This window comes from Streptomyces sp. NPDC024632 (assembly GCF_055559175.1).
On the sequence record NZ_JBVHLD010000003.1, the window covers coordinates 385,752 to 400,575 of the forward strand.

Genomic DNA, 14,824 nt, shown 5'->3' on the forward strand with positions numbered 1-14,824 from the left:
TGAGGTGCGCCGCAGGCGCAGTCGGTTCAGGGCCAGGCCCACAAACGGATGGTCTAATCCGAGGTCAACCACGAGCCGACACCCTCAACCAAACCCCACACGGCCTCCCGCAAGCACGGTTACTCTGCTTCGCCTCAGTCGTTCACCGCCCTCTGACCTGGACTATATGTCTATGACGGTACTGCCAGCCATATCGTGACGCCATAGCGGCGGCGGTTGGCGTGACGAGGGCCTCTCGTCCTCTCCGCCCACCAAGCCGATGGCCTGCGGCTTCACGGAACAACTCTCAAGTAGGTAGGTCTCAAAGAATTTGTGGTGCGCCACCTTCAGGACATCGACCCGCGGCAGATCCGGCGCCTGCGCCAACAGCCGCTCCTGCGCGGCCGGTTCCAGGTCGCCCATCAGCAGCAGCGTCAGACCTCCGGTGCGGACCAGCAGCGCCACACTGGCGTCGTTCGGCCCGTTGTCGGGCAGCGCCGCCGCACTGGGCGGCGGCCACAGCACCCGCCACTCCAGCGGGCCGAGACCGCGCCGCTCCCCCGCCGCCGCGAGCACCATCGGCACCCCGGCCGCCGCCGCTTCCCGCCGTACGGCCACGGCCTGCCGCGGCGGCTCGCCCAGCACCGTCGTCTCGATCGCGCCCACCCTGCGGCCCCGCAGCACTCCCGGCAGACCGTCCACGTGGTCGGCGTGGAAGTGCGTCAGGATCAGCAGCGGCACGGAGGTGACGCGCAGGTCCCGCAGGCAGCGGTCGACCTTGTCCGGCTCCGGCCCCGCGTCCACCACGACCGCCGCGCCCGGCCCCGCCGACAGCGCCAGGGCGTCGCCCTGCCCGACGTCGCACATCGCGAACCGCCAGCCGCCCGGCGGCCAGCCCGCCACGAACCTCGGCAGATCCACCGGCCGCACCAGCGCGAGCAGCAGCAGGAACGCGCACACCACGCACAGCCACGGCCTGCGCCGCAGCACCCCGCCGCCGACCACGACGGCCGTCGTCAGCACCGCCAGCAGCGCCGCGCCCGCCCAGCCGCCCGGCCAGGCGACCTCGGCGCCCGGCAGCGCGGCGCCGTGCCGGGCCACCGCCGCGATCCAGCCGGTCGGCCAGCCCGCGAGCCACGCCAGCGCGCGGGCGGCGGGCAACGCGACCGGGGCGAGCGCCAGTGCCCCGAACCCGAGGACCGTGGCCGGACCCACCGCCGGTTCCGCCAGCAGATTGCACGGCACCGCGACCAGGCTGAGGCGAGCCGACAGCAGCACGATCACCGGGCCGCACACCGCCTGCGCGGCCCCCGCCGCCGCCAGCGCCTCTGCCAGCCTCGGCGGCACCCCCCTGGCCCGTAACGCCTCGCTCCAGCGGGGCGCCAGCGTCAACAGCGCGCCCGTGGCGAGCACCGACAGCGCGAAGCCGTAGGAGCGGGCCAGCTCCGGCTCGTACAGCACCAGCAGCAGCACCGCCGCGGCCAGCGCCGGGAGCAGGGACCGGCGGCGGCCGGTGCCGATGGCCAGCAGCGTGATCAGCCCGCAGGCGGCGGCCCGCAACACGCTCGGGTCCGGGCGGCAGACCAGTACGAATCCGAGCGTCAGGCCCGTGCCGAGCAGCGCCGTCAGCCGGAGCGGCAGCCCCAAGGAGGCGGCCAGGCCGCGTCGTTCGGCCCTGATCGCCACACCCGGCGGTCCGATCAGCAGGATCAGGACGATCGTGAGGTTGCCTCCGGAGACGGCCGTGAGGTGAGTGAGGTCGGTGGCCCGGAAGGCGGCCTTCAGGTCGGGTGTGAGGCCCGTGGTGTCGCCCACGACCAGCCCCGGCAGCAGCGCTCGGGCGTCCGCGGGCAGTGGGCGGCTCGCCTCCCGCAGGCCGGCGCGGAGTCGGCCCGCGACGCGCTGCGGCAGGCTCGGCGGTGCCAGGACGCGCGGCGGTCCCTGCGCCTTGAGCAGGGCGGCGGCCCTGTCCCCCGGCCGGTCCGCCGGGGCCAGCCGGGCCGTGACCGCGATCGTCGTGGACGGCAGCAGCTTCAGCCACCGCCCGATGTCCCCCTCGGCCAGCACCACCACCGGCGTCCGGACGCGCGTGCCGCCGACCCGTAACGCCTCTCCCCCGACGACGGCCGTCCGTGGCGCCTGGGCGGCTCCCCGTACCCGTGGGCGGGCCTCCGTCGGGTCGCCTGTCACCCGCAGCTCGACCTCCGCCACCGCCCCGCGCTCGGCCATCCCCGCCACCGGCCCCCGATACCGGTCCGCCTCCCCGAGCACGGCCGCGCCCGCCCCCACCGCCCCGCACAGCACCACCGCCGCCAGCGCCGCCCCCAACTCCCGCCGCCCGCCGCCCCTCACGCCTGCCTCCACCAACAGCGCCGCGCCCGCGAGGAGCGCCGCCAGCACCACCCCGGTCCCGACGCGCGTCCCCAGCCCCGGCCCGACCGCCGCCCCGCCCCACGCCGCGACCGCGGGGCACACCAACCGCCAATCCGGCGGTCCCTCCTGCCGTGGGTTCGCGGCCCCGAGCCGCGAAGCCGCCGCCGCGTGCACAGCGGCCCGCTCGCTCGCCGCGGGCCCAGCGCCCTCCGGGTCGTCGCTGCCGGGCACGGGGCGGGTCATGGGTGGACCAGGGGCTTGAGGGTGGTGAATTTGCGGTCACCGATGCCGGGGACTTGGCGCAGTTGGTCGACGGAGGTGAAGGAGCCGTGCCGGGTGCGGAAGTCGAGGATGTGCTGGGCGAGGACGGGGCCGACGCCGGGCAGGGCGTCGAGTTGGGCGGCGGTGGCGGAGTTGAGGCTGACCGGGGAGCCGGGGGCGGCGGCGGGGTCGCCGGGATCGGCCGGGGCACCGGGGGCCGGGGCGATGCCGACCAGGATCTGTTCGCCGTCGGTGAGGGGGCGGGCGAGGTTGAGGGTGCTGGTGTCCGTGCCGGGGAGGGCGCCGCCGGCGGCAGAGAGGGCGTCGGCGACGCGCGAGCCGGACGGAAGCCGCCGTAGCCCCGGCTTGGCGACCTTGCCCGCGATGTCCACGGTGAGTTTCGGCGCGGGGGTGGTCGTGGCCGCCGACGCCATGGCCGAGGCGCCCACGGCCGTCAGCGGCCTCCCCGACGACGACAGCGGCGGCGGCACCGCGATCGTCCGGGGGCGGCCCGCCACGAAGTGCTGCACCGCGAGGCCACCCGCGATGACCAGTACGGCCACCAACGCCAGCACCGTCTTGAACTCCAGCCCGCAGCGGACGAAGAGCCAGGTGCGCAGGCGTCGTACCGGACCGGTCGGTTCCTCGGCCGCCGCGGGCCGCTCGGACAGAGGCAGCGGCAGCGGCAGCGGCTCAGGCGAGGGCTTGGCCGAGGGCTCAAGCGTGGACTCAGGCGTGGACTCAGGCGACGACCCCGACCGTTCCGGTGGTTCCGACCGCGCCCCCGGCGGCCCTTCCCGCGCGCCGCGCTCCACCGCCGTACCGAACAGCGCGGCGGCGCGTTCGCGCACCTCGGCCGGGTCGGGGCCGGACTTTCGTTGCGGACGGATGGCGGTGCGGATCGGTTCCAGAGAGTTCATGGGTCCGATGCTGGACCCGATCACCGCCGAAAGACGATCTTGGTCTGAATCTGTGGACAACTCGGCGATTGTGGATAACTCCGTCACCCGTGAGGGTGATTCAGGCCCCCGGCCGACGGCCCCGCCGACCGCTCACACCGCGCGCATCGCGCAGGCCGCGCACACCGCTCACACCGCTCACACCGCTCACACCGCTCACACCGCTCACACCGCTCACACCGCGCAGGTCGCCCACGCCGCCGAAGCCCCATGCCCCCAACGGGCACCCACCCCGCTCAGTGCGGCGAGATGACGACCCCGAGCAGCCCCGGCCCGGTGTGCGCGCCGATCACCGCGCCCACCTCGCTGACCACCAGGTCGTCGAGGCCCGGCACCCGCTCCCGCAGCCGGTCCGCGAGGGCCGCCGCGCGGTCGGCCGAGGCGAGGTGGTGGACGGCGAGGGTCACCCGGCGGGTGCCCGCCTGCTCGACGACGATCTCCTCCAGCCGGGTGATCGCCTTGGAGGCCGTCCTGACCTTCTCCATCAGCTCGATCCGGCCGTCGACGAGGCGCAGCAGCGGCTTCACGGCGAGTGCGGAACCGAACAGCGCCTGGGCGGCGCCGATCCGGCCGCCCCGGCGCAGATAGTCCAGCGTGTCGACGTAGAAGTACGCGGAGGTGGCGTCGGCCCGCTTCTCGGCGGCGGCGACGATGCCGTCCGGGGTGCCGCCCGCTTCCGCCGTCTCGGCCGCCGCGAGGACGGTGAAGCCGAGCGCCATCGCGACCATTCCGGTGTCGACCACCCGCACCGGTACCGCCGCCTCCTTCGCCGCGAGCAGCGCCGCGTCGTAGGTGCCGGAGAACTCGCCGGACAGGTGGAGCGAGACGATCGCCTCCGCGCCCGCGTCCGCGACGGCCTCGTAGACGGCGGCGAATTCGGCCGGGGACGGACGGGAGGTGGTGACCGGATGTCGCCGCTGGAGGGCTCGTGCCACGGCGGGGGCGGAGATTTCGGTGCCCTCTTCGAGGGCTTCGTCGCCGATGACCACGGTGAGCGGCACGACGGAGATGTTGTGCCGGCGCACGGCCTCGGGGTGGAGGTAGGCCGTGGAATCCGTGACGATGGCGACATGCGGGGACATGACGGGGAGGTTACCGGTGCGCAGGTCGGGGCGGTACTCGGGCCCTCACTGCCGGGCGGGCCGCTCTCCCCCGGCTGCCGCCGGGAGGTGCCCCACAAACGCCTGACGGGCTGATGGTTCGCTTCCGGCGCCCCGCCCCAGCCCCGGGGCCCGCCCGCACACGCCGGACGGGTTGACGCGTCGCTTCTGGCACCCCCGCCAGGCTCGGGCTTCGGCCGCACACGCCGGACGGGCCGCATTCGGCTTCTGGCGGCCCGCCAAAGGCTCACCCCTGGCGGCCCTCCGAGGGCTCACGCCTGGCGGCCCTCCGAGGGCTCACGCCTGGCGGCCCTCCGAGGGCTCACGCCTGCCACAACCGCCAACGGCTCACCCCTGACACCCCGCCAACAGCTCACCCCTCGCACCCCGCCAAAGGGCCTACTCCGCAGTCGGGCTCAGCTTCGGCGGAGCCGCCGGCTCCCAGTGGCGGAGGGCGGCCGATTCGATGTCGATCTGGTGGCGGAGGGCGGTGAGGTCGTCGGAGGCGAACTGGTGGGCGCGGTCCTGGGCGGCCCAGCGCAGGGAGTCCGCGGAGTGGGTGATGCGGTGGGCGCGGGTGGAGAGGTCGGGGAGGAGCGCGGCGAGGCGGGCTCGGTCGGGCTCGCGCTCCAGGAGGGCCAGCTCGCGGTCGAGGGTGCGGGCGTGGTCGTTGAGGCGCGCCATGAGACCGGCGGCCTCCGTCAGCGACGGGTCGTGTTCGAGGGCGCGGAAGGTGCTGTCGATGGCGGTGCGCAGGTCGATACGGAGCTGCGCGACCTGGCCCGCGGGGCCGGTGGTGGTGTAGCGGCGGGCCTTGAGCTGGGTGTCCTCGATGGCGCGGCGCGCCTGGGCCGAGGCGCGGGCGACACCGCGGCGCGCGGCGCGCACCGTCTTGACGGTGGCCACGACCCCGAGCGTGACGAAGGCGAGGAAGAGCACCAGGACGACGAAGCCTGCGATTTCCACGGGCGCTCTCCTCCAACCTCGAACGGCGGACACTCCACCATCCACCGTAGACGTCTCCACCGTAAACGGGAGGGGCAGGCCGCGGGATCCGGCCGATCCCCCAACCTGCCCCTTAAGGGTCGCCCTCCGCGAGGCGGCGCCCCCTGCGAAGAAGCCGCCGCCTCACACCACGATGTTGACCAGCTTCGGCGCCCGCACGATCACCTTGCGCACCGCCGCACCGCCCAGCGCCGCGACGACGGCCGGGTCGGCCAGCGCCTGAGCCTCCAGCTCGGTGTCGGAAATGGTCGGAGGAACCTCCAACCGTGCCCTGACCTTGCCCTTGATCTGGACGACGCACACGACGGCCTCGTCCTGCGCCAGGGCGGGGTCGGCGACCGGGAAGGGCTCGTGCACCAGGGAGGAAGTGTGTCCCAGCCTGCTCCACAGCTCCTCGGCGATGTGCGGCGCCAGGGGCGCGATCAGCAGCACCAGGGGCTCGGCGATGGCGCGCGGCACGGGGCCGCCCGTCTTCGTCAGGTGGTTGTTCAGTTCGGTGATCTTGGCGATGGCGGTGTTGAAGCGCAGGCCCGCCATATCGCCAGTGACACCGTCGATCGCCTTGTGCAGCGCGCGCAGCGTGGCCTCGTCGGGCTCGGCCTCGGAGACGGTCACCGCGCCGGTGGCCTCGTCCACGACATTGCGCCACAGGCGCTGCAACAGCCGGTACTGGCCGACGACCGCGCGGGTGTCCCAGGGGCGGGAGACATCCAGCGGGCCCATCGCCATCTCGTACAGGCGCAGGGTGTCGGCGCCGTATTCGGCGCAGATCTCGTCGGGCGTCACGGCGTTCTTCAGGGACTTGCCCATCTTGCCCAGCACACGGCTGACGGGCTCGCCCTGGTAGAACCAGCCGCCGTCCCGCTCCTCGACCTCGACGGCGGGCACCGCGATGCCGCGCGCGTCACGGTAGACGAACGCCTGGATCATGCCCTGGTTGAACAGCCGGTGGAACGGCTCCACGGACGAGACGTGGCCCAGGTCGTGCAGCACCTTGTGCCAGAAACGGGCGTACAGCAGGTGCAGCACCGCGTGCTCGGCGCCGCCGACGTACAGGTCGACGCCGCCCGCGGGCTGCCCCTCGCGCGGGCCCATCCAGTACTGCTCGATGGCCGGGTCGACCAGCCGCTCGCTGTTGTGCGGGTCCAGGTAGCGCAGCTCGTACCAGCAGGAACCGGCCCAGTTGGGCATGGTGTTGGTCTCGCGGCGGTACGTGCGGACGCCGTCGCCCAGGTCCAGCTCGACCGTCACCCAGTCCTCGTTGCGCGACAGCGGCGGCTCCGGGGAGGTGTCCGCGTCGTCGGGGTCGAAGGTGCGGGGGCTGTAGTCGTCGACCTCGGGCAGGGCGACGGGCAGCATCGAGTCGGGCAGCGCGTGCACGACGCCGTCCTCGTCGTAGACGACGGGGAAGGGCTCGCCCCAGTAGCGCTGACGGCTGAACAGCCAGTCGCGCAGCCGGTAGTTGACGGTGCCCTCGCCGATGCCGCGCTCGGCCAGCCAGGCGGTGATCACGGCCTTCGCCTCGACCACGCCCAAGCCGTCCAGGGACACCCCGGACCCGGCCGAGTTGACGATCGTCGCGTCGTACGACCCGAAGGCGTCGTCCCACTGGGCAGGGTCGGTGCCGCGGCCGTCGGTGGGGGCCACGACACAGCGCATCGGCAGTTCGAAGGCGCGGGCGAAGGCGAAGTCGCGGGCGTCGTGGGCGGGCACGGCCATGATGGCGCCGGTGCCGTAGCCCATCAGCACGTAGTCCGCGATGAAGACGGGGACATTTTCACCGCTGACGGGGTTTACGGCGAAGGCGCCGGTAAAGACGCCGGTCTTCTCCTTGGCGTCGGCCTGCCGCTCCACGTCGGACTTCGAGGAGGCGAATTTGCGGTAGGCGGCGACGGCCTCGGCGGGCGTGGCGTGGCCGCCGGTCCACACCTGGTGGGTGCCCTCGGGCCAGGCGTCGGGGACGATCGCGTCCACCAGGTCGTGCTCGGGGGCCAGCACCATATAGGTGGCGCCGAACAGCGTGTCCTGACGGGTGGTGAAGACCGTGATCGGGCGGTCGGCGCCGGCCACGGGGAAGTCGACGCGCGCGCCTTCGCTGCGCCCGATCCAGTTGCGCTGCTGCTGCTTGATGGCCTCGGGCCAGTCCAGCAGGTCCAGGTCGTCCAGCAGCCGGTCGGCGTACGCGGTGATGCGCATCATCCACTGGCGCAGATTGGCCTTGAAGACGGGGAAGTTGCCGCGCTCGGAACGGCCGTCGGCGGTGACCTCCTCGTTGGCCAGCACGGTGCCCAGTCCGGGGCACCAGTTGACCGGCGACTGGGCGACGTACGCCAGCCGGTGGCCGTCCAGGACACCGGCGCGCTCGGCGACGGTCAGCTCCGCCCACGCGCGGCCGTCGGGGGTCGCGCGGACGCCGCCCTCGTACTGCTCGACCAGCTCGCTGATCGGGCGGGCGCGGGCGGCCTCCTCGTCGTACCAGGAGTTGAAGATCCGCAGGAAGATCCACTGGGTCCAGCGGTAGTACTCCGGGTCGATCGTGGCGAAGGAGCGGCGCTTGTCGTGGCCCAGGCCCAGCCGCCGCAGTTGCGCCGTCATCGTGACGATGTTGGCCTCGGTGGTGACCCGCGGGTGGGTGCCGGTCTGTACGGCGTACTGCTCGGCGGGCAGGCCGAAGGCGTCGAAGCCCAGGGTGTGCAGCACATTGTGGCCGGTCATCCGCTGGTGGCGGGCGTAGACGTCGGTCGCGATGTAGCCCAGCGGGTGGCCGACGTGCAGTCCCGCGCCCGAGGGGTACGGGAACATGTCCATGATGAATTTCTTGGGGCGCGCGGCCGTCTCGGGGTCGCCGTCCAGGTCACCGCTGGGGTTCGGCGCCTCGTAGGTGCCGTGGGCCTGCCAGAAGTCCTGCCAGCGGCCCTCGATGTCCGCGGCCAGTTCGGCCGTGTAGCGGTGGGGCGCAGCCGTCTCGGCGGCCGGGGTGATCTCGCTCATCGTCCTCGGTACTCCATCGATGTCTTGACGGCTGCGGCCCGGAAGCCTGCTGCCCGTCGCTGCCTGCGGAAACAAAAAAGCCCCTCGCGCAGGAGGGGTGCCGCACTGACGGGGTTCTCGGTCAGCGCGGCTCGCTAAGCAGGAGGCTCACAGCTCGCATGGCATCAGGTTACCGCAGCGGGGGCGGGGCCCGCACCGAGGATCGCTCCCCGGTACGGGCCCCGCTTCACCGCGTCCGAAACGCTTCCGAAGCGCGTCCGCACGCCTCGGATCCGCGCCGGATCGGCGTAGAACCATGTCCGAAACGCGGAGGCGCGTCGGATCAAAACCGCGTCACACCGTTCTCAGAACCGCGTCACACCGTTCAGTGCTTGCCGTTCTTCTTCGGCGGCAGGTACGACTTCACGTAGTCGGCACCCGGGGTGCCGACGCCGGTGACGTCGTCGTAGCCGACCGTGGCGTGCAGCGACGCGTCCGCACCGAGGGTACGGAGCGAGGTGATCGTGCCGTCCGAGGCGTCGAAGGCGTTCGCGAAGTCGACACGCACGACGGCGAGACCCTGGCCCTGGCCCAGCGGGTGGTCGGTCACGTCGTGGTACGCGGACGTGCCGTACTTGTTGTAGATGAGCGGGTTGGCGAAGCCGATCGCGATGCCGTTACGGGCCTGCTGCGACAGCGCCTGGACGCCCGCGATCACCGGCGCGGCGAGCGAGGTGCCGCCGATCCGGTACTCGCTGTACTGGAGCGACCCGTCGGGGAAGGTCTGGGTCTGACCGACGAGGAAGCCGGTGTTCGGGTCGGCGACCGCGGCGATGTCGGGCTCGACACGCTGCTTGACGGTGCCGCCGTTGGCGAGCGCCAGCGAGTCGGGGACGACGCCGCGCTGGTAGTACGGCTGCGCGTACAGCTTGCTGGTGCCGCCGCCCGCGCCCGAGGTGTACGGGCCGGGGAAGCCCACCCAGGACTTGCCGTCGGCCGACAGCGGGGCGCGCTCGGTGCCCCAGCCGGTCTCCCACTTGTACTTGTCGTTCTTGCCGACCGCCAGCGAGGTGCCGCCGACGGAGGTGGCCCAGTCGGAGTTTCCGGGGGTGTCGGCCTGCTTCACACCGGTGGAGGCGACGTTGTCGCCGTTGTCACCGGAGGAGAAGTAGAAGCCGATGCCCTCGACAGCGCCCTGCTGGAAGACCTGGTCGTAGGCCGCGGCCACGTCCGGGGTCTCGTTGGCCTCGACGTCGCCCCACGAGTTGGAGACGATGTCGGCCAGGTGGCCGTCCACGACCTTGTTGAGCGTGTCGAGGAAGTCGTCGTCGTAGCAGGAGGCCGCGCCGAGGTAGACGATGTTCGCGTCGGGGGCGACCGCGTGCACGGCCTCGACGTCGAGCGTCTCCTCGCCGTACCAGCCGGACGCGCCGCACTCGTCGGTGTTGGTGAACTCGCTCGGCAGGACCTGCGAGAGCTGGCCCTTCTTGTACTTCTGGTCGCCGTTGCGCTTGGCGTACTGCGAGGCGTCGGCGGCGATGGTCGGCGAGGCGTACGCGTCGGTGATGGCCACCGTCACGCCCTTGCCGGTGTACTTGCCGGCGCCGTACGCGGCACGGAGCTGCTCACCGGTGTAGCCCTTGATCGCGTAAGGCGCCTTGGTGCCGTACGCGTTGGGGAGCTTGTTGTTGGTGTTCGAGCCGAAGTACGTGGAGAAGGGTCCGGCGTTCTTGAAGACCGCGTCCGGAGGCGGCAGCGTGTCGTCGTGGCTGGACTTCTTGGGTGCGTTGTCCAGGCCGGTGACGGTCAGCACCGCGCCCTTGAGCGAGGCGGGCGCGGACGCCGTGGTCGCCGGGGCGTGGTAAGTGTGGCCCGCCTTGGAGTAGTTGTGGAGCTGGGTGCCGAAAGCCTTCTCCGCGGCGGCCACGTCACCGGTCACGGCGATGTAGTGCTGGGAGGTCGCGGTCACCTTCAGGCCGGAGGACTTCAGCCAGTCGGTGACCTCGGCTATCTGGGCCTTCGTCGCACCGTAACGCGACTGGGTCTGCGCGGTGGTCAGATAGTGACCGTAGTCAGCCGAGTTCGGATCCGAGACGGACTTGGCGTAGGCCGCGAGGCCCTTCGCGTCCCGTCCGGCCAGATAGACGCGGACGGACACCTTGCCGGTGTTCGCGGTCGCGCCCTTGTCTGCCTGGGTGGTGGCCCACTGCGGCTTGGTGCCGGAGAGGAGTTGGCGTCCGCTGGGCTGGTCGGCCGTGGCGGACTGGGTGCCAAGCGCGAGCGCGCCGGCGACCAGGGGCAGCGCGGCGGCCGCCACCAGTCCCACACGCGTTCTCTTGCGCTCAAATCTCATGAAACCCCCATGCGAAGCGAGTTGTCGCGAAGTGCGGTGTCGCCGCTATCCGTACGGCTCGTACCGCAGAGCGACACTCTTTCGCTGATCGGTTCATGTCAGGGGCATGGTTTTCCCAAGAGCGGGTCAAGGAACGGTAGCCACCGCCCGTCGTGCGTATGGCCGTTCAGGTCGCGTGCCCGATCGGGCACGGGGCCCGTCGGGGCCGCCCGCCCGGTCAGGCGGGGTGCTCGTCCAGCTTCTGGAACAGTCGGTGGAAGCGCAAGGTCGATCCCGCGGGAACGTCGGGAAGTTCACGCGACCGCAATCGCCAGGCGGCCACGACCGCGGCCGTCAACTCCGTACGGCAGGTGTCGCGGTCCATCTCCGGCACGCCCTGACTCTTGGCGTAGGAGCGGTACATGACCATGTCCCGCTCGGTACGCGGGCTGACCGGCCAGCCGCGCAGCAGCGTCTCGACCGCGCGCACCCCGCGCGCGAACCGCTCGTCCCCGGTGCGCGCGGCCAGGGCCTTGAACCCCGGTACGAAACCGGCCATCCGCCACTCGACGTCCCGCTCGTCGCGCAGCGGATCGGCCCACGCCAGATCGGCCAGCGACACCGCGGTGAGCCAGCAGGCGATCTCAGGGCGGCCGGACTTGCCCTCCGCGATCGACCACTCGTAGAAGAACCGCCGGGCCGCCTCACGGGAGTTGACCATCGTACGGATCCGGCCGACATGCTCCTGCGCGACCGCCGTCAGCTCGTCGTTCATGGCGTTGTGCCGCAGCACCACGACGAGGTTGACCACCCGGCGCAGGTCGTCGGGCTCCTCCTCCACGGCCGCGCGGGCGGAGCCGATCGCGTACTCGGGCGAGCTGCTCAGCTTCTGCGACATGTACCGGAACTCCTTGGCGTCCAGGCCGCTTCCGGGCCGGGTCGCCACGCGGATGCCGACGCGGGTCAGGCGCGCGTAGATGTCCTTCATGTCGACGCCGAGGCTGCGGGCGACGCGCAGCGCCGACTCGGCGACCGCGCGGTGCCTGACGAGCAGCCGGTCGCCCGCGCGGGCCGCCGCCGCCTCCTCGCCGAGCGGGATGACGATCTCCTCCTCGACCCGGCTCACGTCGATGTTGAGCGCCTCGGCGAGCAGCCGCGGCGACATCTCCCGCACATTGATGCCGTGCAGGGCGGCGATCATGAAGAAGGCGTACGCGAGCGTGCGGCCGTTGCTCAACGGGTAGTGGACCAGGCGTCCGAGCATCTGCTGCACATGGCCGTCGAGCCGGTCGCCGACGCGGACCCGGAGCATGCCGCCGAGCAGCGCGCCGTCCTCCAGGCTGGCCTCCTCGCCGCGGACCGCCGCGAGCAGCGCCGCCACGCGGTCCTCGACCTGGTTGTACGAGGCGAGCTGGCCGAGCGCCTGCGACCGCGTCCACGCCTCGACGATCTCCCGCGCGTCCACGCCGTCCTTGCCGAGGCCGCGCAGGGCGATCCGCTTCGGCGTGACGTTCAGCGTGTTCCACGGCAGCGAGTCGGCCCTGACGGCCCGCCAGTCGGTGTCCCGCGCGGCCAGCAGGAAGTGCAGGTCCGAGCGGCCCTCAAGCCGCCGCAGGACGTCGAAGCAGCCGGTCGCGATCTTCTCCGCGTCGTCCGAGACGAAGAGCGTGTTGCGGTCCGGGTCCAGCTCCGCGATCCACTTCAGGTCCAGGGTGTCGCCGGAGTCCCGCCAGTACACCCGCCAGTCCTCGTGGCTGCTCGCGAGATCGACGGCGACCTGCCGGATCAGCGTCGACTTGCCCTCGCCGCTGGGGCCCACCACCAGGTGCACGGTGCTCGCCGAGCCGCGCTCGTACAGCAGATTCCCGGTGATACGCGAGACCGCCTCGCGGCGCGGCACGTCCGCCAGCACCGTCTCCCAGGTCGGCAGGGCACCGTCGAAGTAGCGGACCAGACTCTCCCGCGAGGCCTCGCGCCGACCGGCGAGGAACTCACGGTCGATCAACTGCCAGTCCAGCTGGTCCAAGAGGTCTCTCCCCCGTCGCTTCCGCCCTGTGCGCCCAGGGTAGTTGACCAGCCGTCAGGCCGGTCGGGTGACGGATTCCGCGGCCGGTCAGAACAGACCGGGCTCGCGGCCGGTCCGAAGCCGCGCCCCGCGGACGCCGCAGGAGCCGGCCGCCGCGCAACGGAAAAGAGCGAGATCCGTCCGCCATCTGCGGACAGGTCTCGCTCTCTCACTCGTGGAGCTACGGGGAATTGAACCCCGGACCTCTTGCATGCCATGCAAGCGCTCTACCAACTGAGCTACAGCCCCGCGTGGTGTCGGGCGGTGGGCCCGGCGACTCGGGATACATTACACGGCCGCGGGCCGGGACCGCCAACTCGTTTCCGGCCGGTGGCGGGCCTCCGACCTCGGAGTTCCGTGACGGCGGGAGGAGCGTGGTGGCGTGGGCGCGGTACGGCGGCGGCGGGCGGCGGCGGTGACCGCGGCCGGGGTCGGCTGCCTCGCGTCCTTCGCCGGATTCTGGGCGGCGCAGCGCGGCGCGCACGTGTCGATGATCGACCTCATGGTGTACCGGGCCGAGGGCCTGACGGTACGCGGCGGCGGTGACCTGTACGCGATGCGGGCGACGTACGCGCGGCTGCCGACGACGTATCCGCCGTTCGCCGCGCTGCTGTTCGTGCCGCTGACGTGGCTGCGGCCCGGAGCGATGCGGACGGCGGCGACGGCCGGGAATCTGCTGCTGCTGGTGGCGCTGGTCGCGCTGTCGCTGCGGCTGGCCGGCCGTCCGGTACGCGCGCCGCGGGCCGCGGTGGTGCTCGCCGTGGCCGCGGCGGCGGTGTGGTGCGAGCCGGTGTGGACGACCCTGCGCTACGGGCAGGTCAATCTGCTGCTCGCGGTGCTGGTGCTGTGGGACCTGACCCGCCCTGCCGCGCACCGCTGGGCGGGGGCCGGGATCGGGATCGCCGCCGGGATCAAGCTGACGCCCGCGCTCTTCGCCGTCTTCCTGGCCGTGGCGGGGGCGGCGGCGCTGCGCCGGGAGGGAAGCGGCGCGCCCTATGTGCGGCGCGCGCTGGTGGCGGGCGGCACCTTCGCCGGTACGGTCGCGGTCGCGGCGCTCGCGCTGCCGTACGACTCGCGGCGGTTCTGGACGGGGGTGGTGCTCGCGCCGGACCGGGTCGGCTTCGGCGAGGACACCGCCAATCAGTCGCTGCGCGGGGTGGTCGCCCGGTTCCAGCACACCGGGGACCCGGGGACGGTCTGGCTGGCGGGCGCCGCCGTGGCGGGTCTGGCCGGGCTCGCGGTGGCCGTCGCGGCGCTGCTGGCCGGGGACCGGCTGCCGTACGGGCCCGCGTGGGCGGCGGTGGCCTGCGCCATGACGGCGCTGCTGGTCAGTCCGGTGTCGTGGTCGCACCACTGGGTGTGGGCGGTGCCGATACTGGTGCTGCTCGGCTCCGAGGCGCTGCGCCGCGGGGACTGGCGGTGGGCGGCCGGGACGGCCGCGGCCTGCGGTCTCTTCTGCTCCTTCGCGCTGTGGGCGGTGCCGCACGGCCCCGGACGGCTGGAGCTGCGGCAGAGCGGCCCGCAGATACTGCTGTCGGCCGGTTATCCGCTGGCGGCCGTGGCGTTCCTGGCGCTGGCGGGCACGCTGGCCGTCCGCGCGCTGTACACCATGCCCTCCAGGCGCGTGTCAACCGCCGAAAGCCGTCGTCCGGCGCCGATTCCGGAGGCGGCTCCCGACCCCGCGGCGCCCCTGGTCACGGCGCCCGCCCCCGCTCCGGCCGCCCCGGCCGCTCCGGCCGGAAGTTCATGAATCCTCAACATTTCCGGGGCGGATCCGCGG

General features: G+C 72.7%; 8 protein-coding genes and 1 tRNA gene. 1 reads left to right on the plus strand and 8 read right to left on the minus strand.

What is annotated here, in order from left to right; genetic code table 11:
- Positions 1 to 162 precede the first annotated feature (162 nt).
- The 8 genes from ACZ37P_RS09120 to ACZ37P_RS09155 form a co-directional block, all read right to left on the minus strand.
- Positions 163 to 2,595 (minus strand): ComEC/Rec2 family competence protein, encoded by a 2,433-nt coding sequence (locus ACZ37P_RS09120; protein ID WP_467345749.1) that lies wholly within the window; start codon positions 2,593 to 2,595, stop codon positions 163 to 165.
- Complete coding sequence (locus tag ACZ37P_RS09125) at positions 2,592 to 3,533, minus strand: ComEA family DNA-binding protein (RefSeq protein WP_467345751.1); 942 nt, start codon at positions 3,531 to 3,533, stop codon at positions 2,592 to 2,594. The genes ACZ37P_RS09120 and ACZ37P_RS09125 overlap by 4 nt, the downstream gene beginning before the upstream one ends.
- 275 nt (positions 3,534 to 3,808) lie before the next feature.
- Positions 3,809 to 4,654, minus strand: coding sequence for a DegV family protein (locus tag ACZ37P_RS09130; RefSeq protein WP_467345753.1), 846 nt, complete (start codon positions 4,652 to 4,654; stop codon positions 3,809 to 3,811).
- 417 nt (positions 4,655 to 5,071) lie between these two features.
- Positions 5,072 to 5,638: a hypothetical protein gene (locus ACZ37P_RS09135; protein WP_355348897.1), complete on the minus strand. Its 567-nt coding sequence runs from the start codon at positions 5,636 to 5,638 to the stop codon at positions 5,072 to 5,074.
- 162 nt (positions 5,639 to 5,800) lie between these two features.
- Entirely contained in the window at positions 5,801 to 8,668 is a 2,868-nt protein-coding gene (leuS, locus tag ACZ37P_RS09140; protein ID WP_467345755.1) for a leucine--tRNA ligase, read from the minus strand.
- A gap of 364 nt (positions 8,669 to 9,032) precedes the next feature.
- A complete protein-coding gene (locus ACZ37P_RS09145) occupies positions 9,033 to 11,000 on the minus strand; it encodes a S53 family peptidase (protein ID WP_355348903.1) in 1,968 nt (655 codons plus the stop codon).
- Between the two features lie 217 nt (positions 11,001 to 11,217).
- Entirely contained in the window at positions 11,218 to 13,005 is a 1,788-nt protein-coding gene (locus ACZ37P_RS09150) for a P-loop NTPase (RefSeq protein ID WP_355348906.1), read from the minus strand.
- A 215-nt stretch (positions 13,006 to 13,220) separates the two neighbouring features.
- Positions 13,221 to 13,293, minus strand: a tRNA-Ala gene (locus tag ACZ37P_RS09155).
- A 133-nt stretch (positions 13,294 to 13,426) separates the two neighbouring features.
- On the opposite strand from ACZ37P_RS09155, the gene ACZ37P_RS09160 reads away from it, so the two are divergent.
- Positions 13,427 to 14,794: a glycosyltransferase 87 family protein gene (locus ACZ37P_RS09160; RefSeq protein ID WP_467345756.1), complete on the plus strand. Its 1,368-nt coding sequence runs from the start codon at positions 13,427 to 13,429 to the stop codon at positions 14,792 to 14,794.
- Positions 14,795 to 14,824: the final 30 nt, after the last annotated feature.

What these genes read in the sequence shown, in the direction of transcription:
- ACZ37P_RS09130 (WP_467345753.1), bottom strand. Translation starts at nt 4,654, where the DNA reads ATGTCCCCGCATGTCGCCATCGTCACGGATTCCACGGCCTACCTCCAC.
- leuS (WP_467345755.1), bottom strand. Translation starts at nt 8,668, where the DNA reads ATGAGCGAGATCACCCCGGCCGCCGAGACGGCTGCGCCCCACCGCTAC.
- ACZ37P_RS09145 (WP_355348903.1), bottom strand. Translation starts at nt 11,000, where the DNA reads ATGAGATTTGAGCGCAAGAGAACGCGTGTGGGACTGGTGGCGGCCGCC.
- ACZ37P_RS09125 (WP_467345751.1), bottom strand. Translation starts at nt 3,533, where the DNA reads ATGAACTCTCTGGAACCGATCCGCACCGCCATCCGTCCGCAACGAAAG.
- ACZ37P_RS09120 (WP_467345749.1), bottom strand. Translation starts at nt 2,595, where the DNA reads ATGACCCGCCCCGTGCCCGGCAGCGACGACCCGGAGGGCGCTGGGCCC.